Source organism: Mesorhizobium sp. B1-1-6 (genome assembly GCF_006443035.1).
GTDB lineage: Bacteria > Pseudomonadota > Alphaproteobacteria > Rhizobiales > Rhizobiaceae > Mesorhizobium.
In genome coordinates, this window is sequence record NZ_VFWR01000003.1 from 258,402 (window position 1) to 274,323 (window position 15,922).

General features: G+C 63.5%; 18 protein-coding genes and 1 tRNA gene. 14 read left to right on the forward strand and 5 right to left on the reverse strand.

The window, feature by feature from the left end; translation table 11 throughout:
* Positions 1 to 75 precede the first annotated feature (75 nt).
* From FJ979_RS07890 to FJ979_RS07905, 4 genes are all read left to right on the forward strand, one after another.
* Positions 76 to 1,170 (forward strand): microcin C ABC transporter permease YejB, encoded by a 1,095-nt coding sequence (locus FJ979_RS07890; RefSeq protein ID WP_140496886.1) that lies wholly within the window; start codon positions 76 to 78, stop codon positions 1,168 to 1,170.
* A complete protein-coding gene (locus tag FJ979_RS07895; RefSeq protein WP_140523799.1) occupies positions 1,170 to 2,315 on the forward strand; it encodes an ABC transporter permease in 1,146 nt (381 codons plus the stop codon). Before FJ979_RS07890 ends, FJ979_RS07895 begins: the two co-directional genes overlap by 1 nt.
* Entirely contained in the window at positions 2,312 to 3,943 is a 1,632-nt protein-coding gene (locus FJ979_RS07900) for an ABC transporter ATP-binding protein (protein ID WP_140580454.1), read from the forward strand. The genes FJ979_RS07895 and FJ979_RS07900 overlap by 4 nt, the downstream gene beginning before the upstream one ends.
* A gap of 86 nt (positions 3,944 to 4,029) precedes the next feature.
* Positions 4,030 to 4,971, forward strand: coding sequence for a glyoxylate/hydroxypyruvate reductase A (locus FJ979_RS07905; RefSeq protein ID WP_140496893.1), 942 nt, complete (start codon positions 4,030 to 4,032; stop codon positions 4,969 to 4,971).
* 43 nt (positions 4,972 to 5,014) lie between these two features.
* On the opposite strand, the gene FJ979_RS07910 is transcribed toward FJ979_RS07905, so the two are convergent.
* Complete coding sequence (locus FJ979_RS07910; protein ID WP_140513098.1) at positions 5,015 to 5,374, reverse strand: hypothetical protein; 360 nt, start codon at positions 5,372 to 5,374, stop codon at positions 5,015 to 5,017.
* 186 nt (positions 5,375 to 5,560) lie between these two features.
* Between FJ979_RS07910 and FJ979_RS07915 the strand changes: the two genes are divergently transcribed.
* Positions 5,561 to 6,571, forward strand: a complete 1,011-nt coding sequence (locus FJ979_RS07915; RefSeq protein WP_140580456.1) for a ligase-associated DNA damage response exonuclease — start codon at positions 5,561 to 5,563, stop codon at positions 6,569 to 6,571.
* A gap of 4 nt (positions 6,572 to 6,575) precedes the next feature.
* Positions 6,576 to 8,177 carry a cisplatin damage response ATP-dependent DNA ligase gene (locus FJ979_RS07920; RefSeq protein ID WP_140580457.1) on the forward strand — a complete coding sequence of 534 codons (1,602 nt, stop codon included), beginning with the start codon at positions 6,576 to 6,578 and terminating at the stop codon, positions 8,175 to 8,177.
* A gap of 24 nt (positions 8,178 to 8,201) precedes the next feature.
* On the opposite strand, the gene FJ979_RS07925 is transcribed toward FJ979_RS07920, so the two are convergent.
* Complete coding sequence (locus tag FJ979_RS07925) at positions 8,202 to 9,353, reverse strand: hypothetical protein (protein WP_140496901.1); 1,152 nt, start codon at positions 9,351 to 9,353, stop codon at positions 8,202 to 8,204.
* 362 nt (positions 9,354 to 9,715) lie between these two features.
* On the opposite strand from FJ979_RS07925, the gene FJ979_RS07930 reads away from it, so the two are divergent.
* A tRNA-Thr gene (locus FJ979_RS07930) sits at positions 9,716 to 9,791 on the forward strand.
* A 26-nt stretch (positions 9,792 to 9,817) separates the two neighbouring features.
* Here FJ979_RS07930 and FJ979_RS07935 read toward each other — a convergent pair.
* The 3 genes from FJ979_RS07935 to FJ979_RS07945 all read right to left on the reverse strand — a co-directional run bounded on the left by FJ979_RS07935 (position 9,818) and on the right by FJ979_RS07945 (position 12,329).
* A complete protein-coding gene (locus FJ979_RS07935) occupies positions 9,818 to 10,516 on the reverse strand; it encodes a hypothetical protein (RefSeq protein ID WP_140556760.1) in 699 nt (232 codons plus the stop codon).
* Entirely contained in the window at positions 10,513 to 11,109 is a 597-nt protein-coding gene (locus FJ979_RS07940) for a hypothetical protein (RefSeq protein WP_224680244.1), read from the reverse strand. Before FJ979_RS07940 ends, FJ979_RS07935 begins: the two co-directional genes overlap by 4 nt.
* Before the next feature lie 398 nt (positions 11,110 to 11,507).
* A complete protein-coding gene (locus FJ979_RS07945; RefSeq protein WP_224680245.1) occupies positions 11,508 to 12,329 on the reverse strand; it encodes a membrane-anchored protein in 822 nt (273 codons plus the stop codon).
* 543 nt (positions 12,330 to 12,872) lie between these two features.
* On the opposite strand from FJ979_RS07945, the gene FJ979_RS07950 reads away from it, so the two are divergent.
* From FJ979_RS07950 to FJ979_RS07975, 7 genes are all read left to right on the forward strand, one after another.
* Entirely contained in the window at positions 12,873 to 13,061 is a 189-nt protein-coding gene (locus tag FJ979_RS07950) for a DUF2158 domain-containing protein (protein ID WP_140580459.1), read from the forward strand.
* A gap of 493 nt (positions 13,062 to 13,554) precedes the next feature.
* Positions 13,555 to 13,809: an EF-hand domain-containing protein gene (locus FJ979_RS32910; protein WP_246679286.1), complete on the forward strand. Its 255-nt coding sequence runs from the start codon at positions 13,555 to 13,557 to the stop codon at positions 13,807 to 13,809.
* Between the two features lie 44 nt (positions 13,810 to 13,853).
* A complete protein-coding gene (locus tag FJ979_RS07960) occupies positions 13,854 to 14,396 on the forward strand; it encodes an RNA polymerase sigma factor (protein WP_140496943.1) in 543 nt (180 codons plus the stop codon).
* Positions 14,389 to 14,535 (forward strand): hypothetical protein, encoded by a 147-nt coding sequence (locus tag FJ979_RS32465; RefSeq protein WP_181165287.1) that lies wholly within the window; start codon positions 14,389 to 14,391, stop codon positions 14,533 to 14,535. The genes FJ979_RS07960 and FJ979_RS32465 overlap by 8 nt, the downstream gene beginning before the upstream one ends.
* On the forward strand, positions 14,528 to 14,974 hold the full coding sequence (locus tag FJ979_RS07965; RefSeq protein WP_140580461.1) for a hypothetical protein: 447 nt from the start codon (positions 14,528 to 14,530) through the stop codon (positions 14,972 to 14,974). The genes FJ979_RS32465 and FJ979_RS07965 overlap by 8 nt, the downstream gene beginning before the upstream one ends.
* Positions 14,971 to 15,420: a periplasmic heavy metal sensor gene (locus tag FJ979_RS07970; protein WP_140580463.1), complete on the forward strand. Its 450-nt coding sequence runs from the start codon at positions 14,971 to 14,973 to the stop codon at positions 15,418 to 15,420. Before FJ979_RS07965 ends, FJ979_RS07970 begins: the two co-directional genes overlap by 4 nt.
* Before the next feature lie 107 nt (positions 15,421 to 15,527).
* Complete coding sequence (locus tag FJ979_RS07975; protein ID WP_140496949.1) at positions 15,528 to 15,824, forward strand: hypothetical protein; 297 nt, start codon at positions 15,528 to 15,530, stop codon at positions 15,822 to 15,824.
* The last annotated feature ends 98 nt before the right edge of the window (positions 15,825 to 15,922 follow it).

The window sequence follows — 15,922 nt, forward strand, 5'->3', positions numbered from 1 at the left end:
CCCGTATAGTGACGGGGAAAGAGGCGCGTTCATCGACGGTTTCGCCAATCACATGCGTCGGGAGGGCACCATCTGATGGGCGCCTATATCCTGCGCCGCATCCTTTTGATGATTCCGACCCTGTTCGGCATCATGGCGATCTCGTTCGCCGTCATCCAGTTTGCGCCCGGCGGCCCGGTCGAGCAGGTCATCGCCAAGCTGACGAACCAGGGCGGCAGCGACCGTCTGGGCGGTGGCGGCGGCGATGCGGGCGGCGGTAATTTCGATGCCGCCGGTGACGTCGGTTCAAAATATCGCGGCGCGCAGGGGCTCGATCCGGAATTCATCAAGAAGCTGGAGAAGCAGTTCGGCTTCGACAAGCCGCCGCTCGAGCGCTTCGGCCTGATGCTGTGGAATTATATCCGGTTCGATTTCGGCGACAGTTATTTCCGCGACATTTCGGTGCTCAACCTGATCCTGGAAAAAATGCCGGTGTCGATCTCGATCGGGCTGTGGATCACGCTCCTGTCCTACCTGATCTCGATCCCGCTCGGCATCCGCAAGGCGGTGAAGGACGGCAGCCCCTTCGACATCTGGACCAGCGGCGTCGTCATCGTCGGCTATGCCATTCCGGGTTTCCTGTTCGGCATCATGCTGATGGTGCTGTTTGCCGGTGGTTCGTTCTGGGACTGGTTCCCGCTGCGCGGCATCGTCTCGGACAATTGGGACCAGTTGTCATGGCCGGCCAAGATCGGGGACTATCTCTGGCACATGACCTTGCCGCTGACGGCGCTGGTGCTGTCGGCCTTCGCCACGACGACGCTGCTGACCAAGAATTCCTTCCTGGAGGAAATCCGCAAGCAGTATGTGGTGACCGCCCGCGCCAAGGGCCTCTCGGAACGGCAGGTGCTCTATGGCCATGTCTTCCGCAACGCCATGCTGATCGTCATCGCCGGTTTTCCCGGCGCCTTCATCTCGGCCTTCTTCACCGGTTCGCTGCTGATCGAAAACATCTTCTCGCTCGATGGGCTCGGCCTGCTCGGCTTCCGGTCGGTGGTCGAACGCGACTATCCCGTGGTGTTCGCCAACCTCTACATCTTCTCGCTTCTCGGCCTGTTCGTCGGATTGCTGTCCGACCTCATCTACACCTGGGTCGATCCGCGCATCGATTTCGAGCGGAGAGACGTTTGATGTCGGAGGCAAGTGTTACCGCCGGGGTCGTGCCGGAGCGGATGCCGCGGCCGTTTCTGTCGCCGCTCAACAAGCGCCGCCTGCAGAACTTCAAGGCCAACCGGCGCGGCTACTGGTCGCTGTGGATCTTCCTTGTCCTGTTCGTGCTGTCGCTGTTCGCCGAATTCATCGCCAACGACAAGCCGATCATCGCCTCCTACAAGGGCGAGATCCTGTTTCCGGTGCTGGTCGCCTATCCCGAAGAGAAGTTCGGCGGCTTCTATGCCGTCACCGACTATCGCGACCCGGTGATCCAGGACGAGATCAACGCCAATGGCTGGATGATCTGGCCGCCGATCCGCTATTCATACCAGACCGTCAACAACGCCATTCCCGAAGCAGCCCCGGCCAAGCCGTCCTGGCAGTATGACGCCAAGACGCGCTGCAACCAGTACCCGCAAGGGCCTGCTGATCCGGCCTGCAGCGTCGGTAACTGGAACTGGCTGGGCACCGACGACCAGGCGCGCGACGTGCTGGCGCGGGTCATCTACGGTTTCCGTATCTCGGTGCTGTTCGGACTGATCCTGACCGCCGGCTCGGCTCTGATCGGCGTCGCGGCCGGCGCCCTACAGGGCTATTTCGGCGGCTGGACGGACCTGCTGTTCCAGCGCTTCATCGAGATATGGTCGGCTATCCCCGTGCTCTATCTCCTGCTCATCGTCGCCGCCATATTGCCGCCGGGCTTCTTCATCCTGCTCGGGCTGATGCTGCTGTTTTCCTGGGTGGCGTTGGTCGGCGTGGTGCGGGCCGAATTCCTGCGCGCGCGCAATTTCGAGTACGTCAACGCGGCGCGCGCGCTCGGCGTGCGCAACCGCACCATCATGTTCCGGCACCTGTTGCCCAACGCCATGGTGGCGACACTGACCTTCCTGCCGTTCCTGCTCTCAGGCTCGATCTCGACGCTGACCTCGCTAGACTATCTCGGTTTCGGCCTGCCGCCGGGCTCGGCCTCGCTTGGGGAATTGCTCAAGCAGGCGCAGCGCAATCTCAACGCGCCGTGGCTCGGCATTTCCGGCTTCGTCGTCATCTCGCTGATGCTGTCGCTGCTGGTCTTCGTCGGCGAAGCGACACGCGACGCCTTCGATCCGCGCAAGACGTTCCGATGAGCGAGCCTCCCCTGCTCTCGGTCCGGGACCTCAGCGTCGCCTTTGCGCAAGGCGGACAGCAGTCGCTGGCCGTCGATCACATCTCCTTCGACATCGCCGCGGGCGAGACGGTGGCGCTGGTCGGCGAATCCGGCTCCGGCAAATCGGTCTCGGCGCTGTCGGTGCTGAAGCTCTTGCCCTATCCCAGCGCAAGCCACCCCTCGGGCAGGATCCTGTTCCAGGGCGCCGACCTGCTCGCCATGAACGAGAAGCAGCTGCGGCAGGTGCGCGGCAATAAGATCACCATGATCTTCCAGGAGCCGATGACCTCGCTCAATCCGCTGCACACGATCGAGCAGCAGATCGTCGAGATCCTGAAGCTGCACCAGGGCATGGCGGACCGCGCGGCCAAGGCGCGCACGCTGGCCCTGCTCAACGAGGTCGGCATCCGCGAGCCGCAGAAGCGCCTCGACGCCTATCCGCACCAGCTGTCCGGCGGCCAGCGCCAGCGCGTCATGATCGCCATGGCGCTGGCCAACGAGCCGGAACTCCTGATCGCCGACGAGCCGACGACGGCGCTCGACGTCACCGTGCAGGCGCAGATCCTCGAGCTGCTGGCCGGCTTGAAAAGCCGCAAGGGCATGTCGATGCTGTTCATCACCCATGATCTCGGCATCGTGCGCAAGATCGCCGACCGGGTGTGCGTGATGACCAAGGGCAAGATCGTCGAGATGGGGCCTACCAAGGACATCTTCGCCAATCCGCAGCACGCCTATACGCGCCATCTCCTGGCGGCCGAGCCCAAGGGCAAGCCACCCGCGGCCAACAGCGCCGCGGCACCCGTGATGACCGGCAAGGACATCAAAGTCTGGTTTCCGATCAAGCAGGGCTTCTTCCGACGCACCGTCGACCATGTGAAGGCGGTCGACGGCATCGATGTCACCGTGCGGGCCGGCCAGACGCTGGGCGTGGTTGGAGAGTCCGGGTCGGGCAAGACCACGCTCGGCCTGGCGCTGGCGCGGATGATCTCGTCGAGCGGAACCATCCAGTTCAACGGGCGCGACATCAACCAGCTCTCGTTCAACGCCATGCGCCCGCTCAGGCGCGAATTGCAGATCGTCTTCCAGGATCCTTTCGGCTCGCTGAGCCCCCGCATGTCCATCGCCGAGATCATCGAAGAAGGCTTGAAGATCCACGAGCCGAAGCTGTCGCTCGACGAGCGCGACGACAAGGTGGTCGACGTGCTGAAGGAAGTCGGGCTCGACCCGGCGACGCGCAACCGCTATCCGCACGAATTCTCCGGCGGCCAGCGCCAGCGCGTCGCCATTGCTCGCGCCATGGTGCTCAACCCGCGTTTCGTCATGCTGGACGAGCCGACCTCGGCGCTCGACATGAGCGTGCAGGCGCAGGTCGTCGACCTCCTGCGCAGCCTGCAGGCCAAGCATGACCTCGCCTATCTCTTCATCAGCCACGACCTCAAGGTCATCCGGGCCCTGGCCAACGATGTCATCGTCATGCGCAATGGCCAGATCGTCGAAGCCGGTCCTTCCGAACAGATTTTTGAAAAGCCGCAAACCGACTATACTCGGGCGCTGATCTCGGCCGCCTTCAAGATAGAAACCGCCCCGACGGGGGTCGTCAGCGAGTGACTCCTTCCTTCGCAATTCCGGACGGAAAGCCGCCTTGCGCCTTTCCCGCAATTGCTCCAAACCGAACAACAGGACAAAATCCATAAATGGAAAAAGGCAAAATCCTGCTTGCCGTCACCGGCTTTCACCCGCAGCGCTGGCGCGAACTGCTGTCCGCAGAGCGCGAGGTGGTGCTCGAGCCGGACGGCGCCAGCGATCCTTCGATCACCTATGCGGTGGTGTGGAAACAGCGGCCGAACCTGTTGGGGTCGCTGCCCAATCTGCGCGCCATCTTCTCGATCGGCGCCGGTGTCGACCACATCTTCTCCGATCCCAGCCTGCCGGACGTGCCGATCGTCAAGGTCGTCGCCGGCAACCTGGCCCAGCACATGACCGAATATGTCGTCTGGCGGGTGCTCGATCATCACCGCCAGGGCCTGCTGTACCGGTCGCAGCAGCCGAAGAAGATATGGCGCGAGCCGGCGCAGCGCACCGCTGAAGATATCTCTGTCGGCATCATGGGGCTCGGCAGTCTCGGCCGCGCGGCGGCGTCGGCGCTGCTGTCGCTCGGCTTCGCGGTCAATGGCTGGTCGCGCACGGACCGGCCGATGGAAGGTGTCGCGACCTATTGCGGCGAGGCCGGGCTTATCCCGTTCCTCAATGCCACAGACATACTGGTCGTGCTGCTGCCGCTGACGCCGGATACCAAGGGTATCATCAATTACGGCGTGCTGAAGGAATTGCGCAAGCGCAACGGTCTTGGCGGCTCGGTGCTGATCAATGCCGGTCGCGGCCGCCTGCAGAAGGATGCCGACATCGTGCGCGCGCTGGACGACGGCACGCTGAAGGAAGCGAGCCTCGACGTGTTCGAGGTCGAACCGCTGCCGAAGACCAGCCCGCTATGGGCCCATCCGAAAGTGTTCGTGACGCCGCATGCCGCGGCCACGTCCGATCCCGTCCACCTGGCGCCGATCATGCTGCGCCAGATGGACGCCTTCGAGCGGGGCGAAAAGCTGGAGAACCTGGTGGACCGCAAAGCGGGATATTAGGCCGCTGGCATGTGGTCATCGGGATCGCCTTAGGCGACCTGCGTCAGCCGGGCAGAGCGAACTTCTTCTGCTTGTCCGGCTTGCCGCAATCGCGGCGCTCGATAGACCGGTTCATGGCGTCGATCTCGCCGCTTGCCTTGTCGGCATCGCGCTTGGTCTTGGAGCGGATATCCGGAATGAACGGGCCGAAGCCCATCGCGGGGTTGGAGAATGTCGGCTTGGCCTGCTGGGACAGATTGTATTGCCGAGCCAGGGCGTTGCGTTGCGCCAGCAACTGGCCGCAAGGCACGCTGTCATATTGCAGTGAAGACTGGACGTTTTCGTCCTGGCGCTCGGACATGGAGTTGCCGACACAGCCCGCCATAACGAGGCAAGAGGCCAAGGCCATCATGTTCCAGCGCATGGAAAATCCCTCCGTACGACACTGCCCCGACATAATCCGGCATGCGATTGGGGCTTTTTCGCAGCAGAGGCACCCACAGGCCTCAGACCGCGTCGCCTGACTGCTGCCCGGCGCTTGGCTGTAGGCCGAGTCAGCAGTCTCTTGCAACAGGCTTCCCGCGCCCGAATTAGCCACTATCTTGGAACAATGCGCGCCAGCGACCTGCTCCATCCCCGGCCCGAGGGCCTTTACTGCCCGCCGGGCGACTTCTTCATCGACCCGGTGCGGCCGGTCAACCGGGCGCTGATCACGCACGGCCATTCCGACCACGCACGCTCCGGCCACGGGTCGGTGCTGGCGACGCAGCAGACGCTGGACATCATGGAGCTTCGCTATGGCGAGGGTTTTGCAGGCACGACACAGACGGCAGGACTGGGCGAGCGAATTGCCCTCAACGGCGTCGACATCAGCTTTCATCCGGCCGGCCATGTGCTGGGCTCGGCGCAGATCGCGGTCGTGCATCAGGGCATGCGCATCGTCGCCTCCGGCGACTACAAGCGGCAGCTGGACGCGACATGCCTGCCGTTCGAGCCAATCGCGTGCGACGTCTTCATCACCGAGGCAACATTCGGCCTGCCGGTGTTTCGCCACCCGCCGGACGAGGAGGAGATCGCGCGGCTCCTGAAATCGGCGGCGCAGTTCCCCGAACGCTCGCATCTCATCGGAGCCTACGCGCTGGGCAAGGCGCAACGGGTGATGCGTCTGTTGCGCGACGCCGGCTACGACAGGCCGATCTATATCCACGGCGCGCTGGCCAAGCTCAGCGACTACTACCAGAGCCAGGGCATCGATCTCGGTACGCTGGAGCCGGCGACAGTGGAGAGCGCCAGCAAGGATGATTTCACCGGCGCCATCGTCGTCGGTCCGCCGGCCGCCTTCGCCGATCGCTGGGCGAGGCGCTTTCCCGATCCGATCTCCTGCTTCGCCTCGGGCTGGATGCGCATCCGCCAGCGCGCCAAGCAGGGCGGCGTCGAGCTGCCGCTGATCATTTCGGATCATGCCGACTGGGACGAACTGACCGCCACGATCAAGGAGACCGGCGCAGAGGAAATCTGGGTGACACACGGCCGCGAGGAGGCGCTGGTGCGCTGGTGCGAACTCGAAGGCATCGCGGCGCGGCCACTGCATCTGGTGGGGTATGAGGACGAGGGCGATTGATGGCATGAATCGCTTCGCCGAACTGCTCGACCGCCTTGTGCTGACGCCGTCGCGCAACGGCAAGCTGACGCTGCTGACCGATTATTTCCGCAGCGTCGAGGATCCCGATCGCGGGCTGGCGCTGGCTGCCATCACCGGCGATCTCAACATCGCCGCGATCAAGCCGGCGATGCTGCGCATGCTGGTGACCGAACGCATGGACCCGGTGCTGTTCGGCTATTCCTACGACTATGTCGGCGATCTCGCCGAGACCGTGTCGCTGGTCTGGCCGCAGACGCCCGGAACCATACCGAACCGTGAGCCGACGCTCGGTGAGGTGGTCGCGAAGCTGCAGGCGGCGAGCCGCTCCGACGGCCCGAAAGTGCTGTCAAACCTGCTCGACAGTGCCGGCATCTCGGCCCGCTTCGCCATCATCAAGCTGGTCACCGGCGGGTTGCGCATCGGCGTGTCGGCGCGGCTGGCCAAGCAGGCACTGGCGGATTTCGGCAAGGTCGACGTCGCCGAGATCGAGGAACTCTGGCACGGGCTGTCGCCGCCGTACACAGCCTTGTTCGCATGGCTGGAAGGCAAGGCCGCAAAGCCCGAGAGGGCCGCGCGGGCACTGTTCCGGCCGGTGATGCTGTCCAACCCGGTCGGCGACGGCGATCTCGAGAGGCTCGACCCCGCCGATTACGCGGCCGAGTGGAAGTGGGACGGCATCCGCGTCCAGGCGGTGTCGGAAGGCGGCATCCGCCGGCTCTATTCGCGCACCGGCGACGATGTCTCCGGCGCCTTTCCCGACCTCGCCGAGGCGATGATTTTCTCGGCCACGCTCGACGGGGAATTGCTGGTCGGCGATCCCCGGGAAGCGACAGGGACATTCTCGGATCTCCAGCAGCGGTTGAACCGCAAGACGGTGTCACTGAAGATGCAGCAGCAATATCCGGCTTTCATGCGTTGCTACGACCTTTTGCAGGTCGGCGCGGAGGATTTGCGGGGATTGCCCTTCCGGGAGCGGCGCGTCCGCCTCGAAAACTTCGTGAAAACGCTCGACCCGAGCCGCTTCGATCTTTCGCCATTCGTCGCGTTCTCGGACTGGCAGGCGCTGGAGGAACTGCGCCGGGCGCCGCCGCACCCGATCATCGAAGGCGTGATGCTGAAGCGCTGGGATTCGCCCTATGTCGCCGGCCGGCCGAAGGGGCCCTGGTTCAAATGGAAACGTGACCCGCACACGGTGGACGCCGTGCTCATGTACGCCCAGCGCGGCCACGGCAAGCGCTCGAGCTTCTACTCCGATTACACGTTCGGCGTCTGGTCCGGAGCGGAAGGCGAGGAGGAACTGGTGCCGGTCGGCAAGGCCTATTTCGGCTTCACCGACGAGGAATTGAGGCAGATCGACAAATATGTCCGCGACAACACGATCGAGCGTTTCGGGCCTGTGCGCTCGGTGCGCGCCGACCGTGACAACGGGCTGGTGCTGGAAGTCGCCTTCGAAGGGCTCAACCGTTCGACGCGTCACAAATCCGGCGTTGCCATGCGCTTTCCCCGCATCTCGCGGCTGCGCTGGGACAAGCCCGCCAACGAGGCCGACCGCATCGAGACGCTGCAGGCGCTGCTCGATCGTTGATCGCACCCTCTCCGGTGCCGGCGCTCAAGGCTCGACGGAGACGCGTATCTCGTAAATGTTGACCGCCTTGCCCTGCTTGTCGAAATCGGAGTTGATGGCGATCGTTCCGGCCGAGCCGGGCCGCTTGTCAGGGAATTTCACGTCGAAGAGATATTCGTTGCGCTGCTGGCCGACCGCATAGCGTTTGCGGCCGCAATCACCAAGCTCGCCGAAATTGCAGTCGACCGAGATCTGCGTGTCCTTGCCGTCCTCGGCGCGGGCGACGATATCGAACACGGCGTGCTTGCCGGCGAGCTTCTCCAGCACGCCTTGCCCGACATCGAAGCTGATCGCCGAACCGGAAGCGCCGGACTGGATGCGCAGGAATGGCCCGGAATCGTCCTTCATCGTTTCCGCCTTGGCGTCCGACGGAGCGCTGACATGCGCCGGGTCGGTGGGCGAAAACACGTTGATCCAGTTGCGCGCCTGATCGGCAGCGCCGGGCTTTTCCGGCCCGGTCTCGCCATCGGCCGGTGTGAAATCGTCGTCCTCGACGGTCGGCGGCGCTTCGGGCGGAGCGGTGTCGAGCTGAGCCTGGGTCTTGAAGACGCCGGTCTGCATGGCGAAAAACAGCCCGATGCCGACCGCGGCGAGCAGCGTCACGGTGAGGAAGATGGCGGTCAGCGGCAGCCGCCGGCCCCTGATGCGCCTCTCGTCGCGATCGGGCGCCACTTCAGCCGTCGCCTCGGACGAAGCGGGAGCCGACATGTCGATGGACGGCACGCCGGAAAGGGTCGCGTCGGGCATGATGTCTGGAACGACCGGCAAGACGCGTGAGCGCGGGGCATCGGCAGCCGGCTGCGCAGGCTCGTCGACGGAAACTGCGGGCGGTGCGGCGCTCTCGCCGGTTGCGGCGGGTGCGGCCGGGCTCGCCGGAAGCTCGACCGCCGGTGCATCGGACTCAGCCTGGGGAGCGACATCCGGCACCGCCGGCAGGAATTCGGATTCGATTTCGGTGATCTTGGCCTGTATCGCCTTGCGGCGCTTGATGGCGACTTCCACCGTCACGCCGGGATTGGCCTGGAGCGCGCGGTCGAGCGCGGCGAAAGCCGAGCGATAGACCTTCTCGCGGTATGCGCGGTCCTCGGCATTGCCTCTTTCGAGGGCGTTCCGGATCGCTTTTTCGATTGCGTCCAAGCGAGATCCCTCTGTGCGTTGCCCAAACCTCGCCATGATCGTTAGCCGCAGCCGACCAATCAATCAACGGGCGAGCGTCCGCATTCTGCCTCGTTGGAGTGTCCAAAGTCCATCTTGGCGGTATTCCGGCAACGAAATCAACATGCTTCATTGATCTTTGCCGGCAGGGAGGCACGGGGCCAGGCGCAATGTCCCGGCCGATCGGTAAGGGCGTGGCAGCCGGCTTTGTCGGCGATGTGTCGGGGCGGAACGACGCGCACACGAATTGCCGGGCCGCATCCTGAATTCGCGATCGCCCATCTTGAATTCGCCGTCGGTTGAGTCTATCACCCAGCCCATCTTGGAGGCCTAACGCTTCCCGGGCCGCTTTAGCTCAGTTGGTAGAGCACATCATTCGTAATGATGGGGTCGCGTGTTCGAGTCACGCAAGCGGCACCACTTCCCCAGCCCTGCTGACGTCGCCGTCATGGCATCTGCCCCTGCCACAAGGGTAATCCACTTTCGGCCGCGAAGTCTTTATCCTCCGCGTAGATCGGTTCGCCTCTTCTCACCACCCGCCGAAGCAGGGCCGCATCTTCGTTGGCGTGATATCGAAAGGCGTTTCGGGTGTCGTATCCGTGCCCGGCCTGGGACAGGGAAAACCCGCTGACGACGACAGGGGCAAAGCCGGCGAAACGCGCCAGTATGATCGCGAAGGCTCCGGTGGAGATCTTCCGGTGCCAGCCGCGGAACATATGATATTTGCCGCTAAGCTGCCAAACGACGTTGGCAAGCTGCCATTTGGTAAGCGCCTGCAAGGTTTCATAACGATAATTGAAGGTGCGACAACCGGCTTTCAGCTTGTCCTCGACATCGGGCCAAACCGGGATGATCAGGTGCTTTGCCTGCCGTCCATTTAACAGATCACGCTTGTAGAAATCCTGTTCGCTGGCGTCGACAAAAATGCCGCGGCGGATAACGGCGATATCAGGAACGGGGAGGCCGACGGTTTCCGCCAAAAGCTGGGAAGCATTGACGGTCACAAGTGCCCAATCGGCATCATATCCCTGCGGGAGGCGAAAATTCGGAGCCGAGCCCATCACCAAGGCGGGACCTGTGGCCCTGGGCAGGCGAAGAATTGGTTTTTGGAAGATTGGCAAGAGATCCGAAAGCGGAGTTTTCATCCGGGAATCTGAACCGCCTGTTCCTCAAACGCGCGCAGGATGCTCTCTTCCCGGCTCCACAATTCGTCCCATTGCGTGGTGCCGGACCAACCCGCAAACCAAGGGCCGCCGAGCGTATAATGCGCCAGCGAGACATCGGCGGGATCGAGTTCGGAAGCCGAAGCCCCGACGAGGTAGTTCCACGCCAGGGGCAATTCGCCGATCTCATGGTCCTCAAGCCATTTGAAGGCGTGGAGGTCACGTCCGGGCCACGTATTGAGCATCTCATTGGTCAGCCGCTTGTTGGCGGGATGATCCAGATTCCATAAAACGACCGACGACCAGTTCTTGCGGCGATAGAACGTCTGCGTTTGTCCGTCCATCTTGACCGCTTCGGATTCGCGTTGCTGGTGCTTGACCGCCATGATCGCGTAGGAAGGATCGAGCAGATCGAGCAGTTTGACCGGATCCTTTAGAAACAGGACGTCGCAATCGCAGAACATGGCCCAGCCGCTTTGCCCCATGAACGGAACGGCAAAGCGCGATATGGCAAACTCGGTCGCCATCGGCGCCTCGGAAATCGGGCACCAGAGCTTACCGTCACGTACTTCCATCGGTCGCGTCATGATTCCTTGGGCTACAAGGTCCTTGAGCACGAGCGGCTGTATCTGCAACGGGGTGCTTGTCCGCCGATAGGCGCTCCATCGCGCCACGTCCAGAACTCGGGATTCGCGCGGATCATAGCCAATGTAGATTGGTATCATGTGGCAGTTCTATAATCTGATGTGAATTTAGACGAATCTAGCATGGCAGCACTGCACGCGGAAGACCAGAAGCACATTCGCAATGCCGTGTGTCCGGGTTGCCACGAGCGTTTCATCTCTGAAGGTGTCGATGGTGTTTTTGCGCGACAAGTGCCAAGCCGGCATCGCACCTCTTCACGACGGAGCTGTCGAGCGGATCGTCGCACTCACATTTGAGACAACTCACCAGCGAGCCACATCGACCGTTGTTATTGGACCTCACATCTCCCGAACTGGCCTGTCCAGAGTGGCAGACCGAGCGAGTCCGCCACATGCGGATCGCTCGTATAAAGGGGGAAACCGAGCGCCAACAGCGCCAGCAGGGTGGCACGATCGGAACCGACGTGCATCCGGTCGATGTTCAGTTTGTTGTACACATGGCCGTGCGAACCTGGGTCAATACCCGTGATGATCACGGCCGGCGCGCCGTTATGCAAGGCGTAAAGGACCGCCGTGATCCCGGTCGAGAACTTCTCCTCCAGATGCATCTCGAAATTGGGCACACCCATCACTGCTTCGTAGAGCGCCATGCGCTGGTGACGGGTCATCGTGCGCAGGTCGCGACAGCGGTAGTTGAAGGCCGCGATGTTGCAGCGCAATTCCTCCATCGTGCGGTGTGCACGCACAATCCAGAGCAGATCGGTCTCCTGGCCGGTCAAGACGGCGCGCACGGCCACAGCGTTGGGCTTGGTCGCGTCAAGTTGGTTGACGTAAAGAAATGTCGCGTCAGGAGTACCCATCCCCCAGCGGGCAGTCACGGTCTGCGAGCCATTCACGGTAAAGAGTGTGAAAGCATCGCGCTGAAAACCCACCGGCGGGTTCGAGACCGGCGCGGAGCCCACGACGAGGACCGGCTTTGTAAGCGGCACAGGGTGCCGTGGCGCCTGGGGGTGCAGCAGGCGATATAACAGTTTCCGCTTAACCACGAGAAGCGGGTGATCGAACAAGCGCTTGCGCAGCGGCTTCTGTGCATCGGGATTCGCTGCGCTATGCTCTGCAATCTCCAGAGCGATCCCCTTGGCCTTCGCCAAACCGGCCTCCTCTCAATGCTTTCCCGGGCATGTACTCCCCCCTGCCAGCCGGCGTTGATCAGCGGCTTGATCGTTGGGGCAGGCAGCAACCATAACGTGACGAATCATTTCCTCCGGCGCTCTGATGGGAACCCTTCGCTTTTCCCCAAGCGCTTCAAGCCTCTCTCGCTCAATGTCGCAACTCTACTGTATTCGGCACGAGACTGCATGCGGGTTGCTGTTGTTTGTTGCTTCTGATCACGGTTCGATAGAACTCCGTCCGAAACTCATGGTGCCAGATCGGCAGCATCGCCGAAGCGATAGCCGCGCTCAATACTCAGCAGAGGATCAATCTCCACCAGCCGAACAGGAATTTCAACATCCAATTTCGACAACAAACGGCAAGACACATTGCTGCAACTGCGACCGAATCTACAACTGGGACCGAGACCCGACCTCAAAACGCCGCCTGGCACTGTGGATCGCGATGCTGGCCGAATGCATCCGCCATTGTCGAGACCGAGGTTTGATGTGAAACTCCCGGCGTCAGCATGGGAGGTCAAAATGCCCACCAGTTTCAAGACCGGAGACGTCGTCAAGCTGAAGTCCGGAGGCCCGAAGATGACGATAAGCGACGGTGCCGCCTCCGGCACATATATGTGTCATTGGTTCAACCGCGAGGGCGATGTATGGACCCCGCAGCATGCCGGCTTCAAGCCGGACCAGTTGGTGGTGGCGGACCAATCGACATAGAGCGGTTCACCGTTTCGCGGAAACGGCGAAACGCTCTATCTCTTTGTTTTTGCGCAATTCCCAACGAAAAGCGCTACGCGCTTTTCCCGGGAAAACCGTACACATTTTTCTTGGAATTGCTCAAGTTCCTGCCCTTCAGCTGAAGGGTTCGAACAGGGCGCAAGCAGCGCCCGATCGGGCGCGTTGTTGCGGCATGCGCCTGCCGGCCCAAAAGTCACCGACGGATTTCTACCGCCGCTGCGTTTAACGGGAGAAGCGTCGCCACGGCACAATGCCATGGCAGCGCGCCAACCGGAGACGCCAGCATGATACGCCGTTCGATCCTTGCCGCTGCCTTGAGCCTGCTGACCGCCACGCGTTCGCCCAGACGGCGACACAGCCTCCGGCCGCGACGTCCCCTTCTGCACCGCCCCCCGCTGCCGCGCCAGCCACGTCAAAGACCAGGCCCGACATCACGCTGGCCAAGTTCCAGAAGCGGCGTGAGAAGGCGATCATGGCCGCCGACACGGATGGCGACGGCAAGATCAGCCTGCTGGAATGGGAGGCCCTCCAGGCAAAGCGCGGCACCAAGGGCGACCCGACACAGTCCTTCGCGCGCGCGGACTCGAACCATGACGGCTTCATCGACCGCGCCGAGCTCGATGCGTTCTTCGCCCAGCGCTTCGCCAGGCTGGACAAGAATGGCGACGGCGTTCTGAGCATCGACGAAATGCCGGGCCATAAAACCGCTCCCAAGGCGGAGCAATGAACGGGGGTAATGGCACGCGATGACCATCAGGGGTGCGCCAGCCGATGAGCGCGGATCCGGACGAGGAGCTGGTTCGCCGTGTCGGCGCCGGCGATCCGGCGGCCGTGCAAACGCTCGTCGCGCGCAAACTGCCGCGTATCCTGGCGCTTGCCGTGCGCATGCTGGGCGACACGGCAGAAGCCGAGGATGTCGCGCAGGAGACCTTCGTCCGAATCTGGCGCCATGCCTCGGGCTGGCGGCGCGGCAATGCACGCTTCGACACCTGGATCCACCGGGTGACGCTGAACCTCTGCTACGACCGGCTGCGCCGCCGCCGCGAATGGGTGACAGACGATCTGCCGGAGGTGATGGACCCGGCGCCGCTTCCGGATGCCCAGCCGCGGGAAGACGCGCAGCGCGTCGAACAGGCCCTGCAAGCCATCGCCCCGCGCCAGCGCGAAGCCATCATCCTGGTCTACTATCAGGACATGTCGAACATCGAGGCGGCCACGACCCTGGAGATCAGCGTCGATGCCCTGGAGAGCCTGCTTTCGCGCGGCCGCAGGGCGTTGCAGGCGATCCTGGCCAGGGACGGTGTCCATGAATGAAAACCGCGCCGCCATGAAGGCGCAGCGTTCGCGCCTTGCCGACACCGCCTGGCGGCCGGCTCCGATGATCGCCGCGCCGTGCGGGCACGCGATGCCAGCGGGCAAGGGGCCAACAGGCAAGGGAAAGACCGATGTCTGACCGATCCAGGGACGCACCGACGATGGATGCCGAACGCTTTGCCGTGCTGGCGGCAGCCTATGGCGGCGACTTGCGGCGATGGCCACAGGCCGAACGCGCGGCGGGCAGCATCCTTGCCGCAAGCGACGCGGGCGCGGCTATTCTGAGGAATGCCGGCAAGCTCGACGCCCTGCTCGACAGCTATCGCGTCGAGGCGCCCGGCAAGGCGCTGCACGGCGGCATAGTGAGGGCTGCCGACCGGCATCTTGCCCAACGCTCGCGCCAGCGTTTGTGGTGGCTGGGACTGGGACTTGCCGGCATCGGCCTGGCCGGCGCGGTTGCCGGATCGGCTTTGGTGATCGCCACGCCTGAGGTTCAGCCCGATCAGTATGTGCTGGACGCCAATGCGACGGCGTTCGGCGATGCCGGTCCCGACGACACGATCGAGGAAAACCTATGAGCACGGGCCGCAAGCTCCTCATCGCGTCCGTGGCGCTGAACGTCTTCCTGGCCGGCGCCCTTGCCGGCGGGGCCGTCTGGCTGAGAAGTGGCAAGGCGGGCCAGGGCTATTCGCTGGAAGCGGCCGGAGGCCGGCTTCCGGACCAGGAACGCAGGATCTTCCGCAAGGCGTTGCGTGAGGTCCGGCGCGAATCCCGCCAGGTCATTCTCGACGGCCAGCAGGCCAGGCGCGAGGCCGCCGACCTGCTGCGGCAGCCCACCCTCGACACTGCAGCCCTGACAGCCGCGCTCGAGCGGGCCCGCAACGCCGACGTCACCATGCGCATGCGGCTGGAGCAGCGCATCGTCGAGTTTGCCGCGGCAAGTTCGGCAGAGGATCGCGGCGTTCTGGCTGAGGGGCTGACAAGACGCGCCGGGCTGCCGCCGGCGCCAAAAAAATCGCCATAAGCACCGACGGAATGCGCCGAAGCCGCCGTTTAAGGCAAGAAGGGCACACCTGCCGGACCGCCTGGTGCGAACAGGTCTTCAACTTCGAGACCATTTGGAGTATCGTCATGAACCGTCTGACACAATACGCGGCGGCCGCCGCGCTTGCCTTGACCGGAACGGCCGCGACCGTTGCGGCGGCATCCGCCACGCCGATGCTGGCCCAGCCAAGCGCCCCGGCGCTGATCGAGCATGTGGCATGGGGTTGCGGCCCCGGCTGGCATCCCAACCACTGGGGGCGCTGCGTGCCCAATCGGGGGGTTGTGTATCCGCGTTATTACCGGCCCGGCCCGGTCTTCCACGTCTGGCACCCCCATCCTGTCTGGCACCCACATCGGGTCTGGCACCGCTGGCGTCATTGGTAAGCGTGCGCGGGGGCCAGCCGCTTCACCGGCCTGGCCCCCTCGACCGCAGCAACCGATCCGACCTGAGCGCATCGCGCCGAAAACGGGTTCATGCGCCG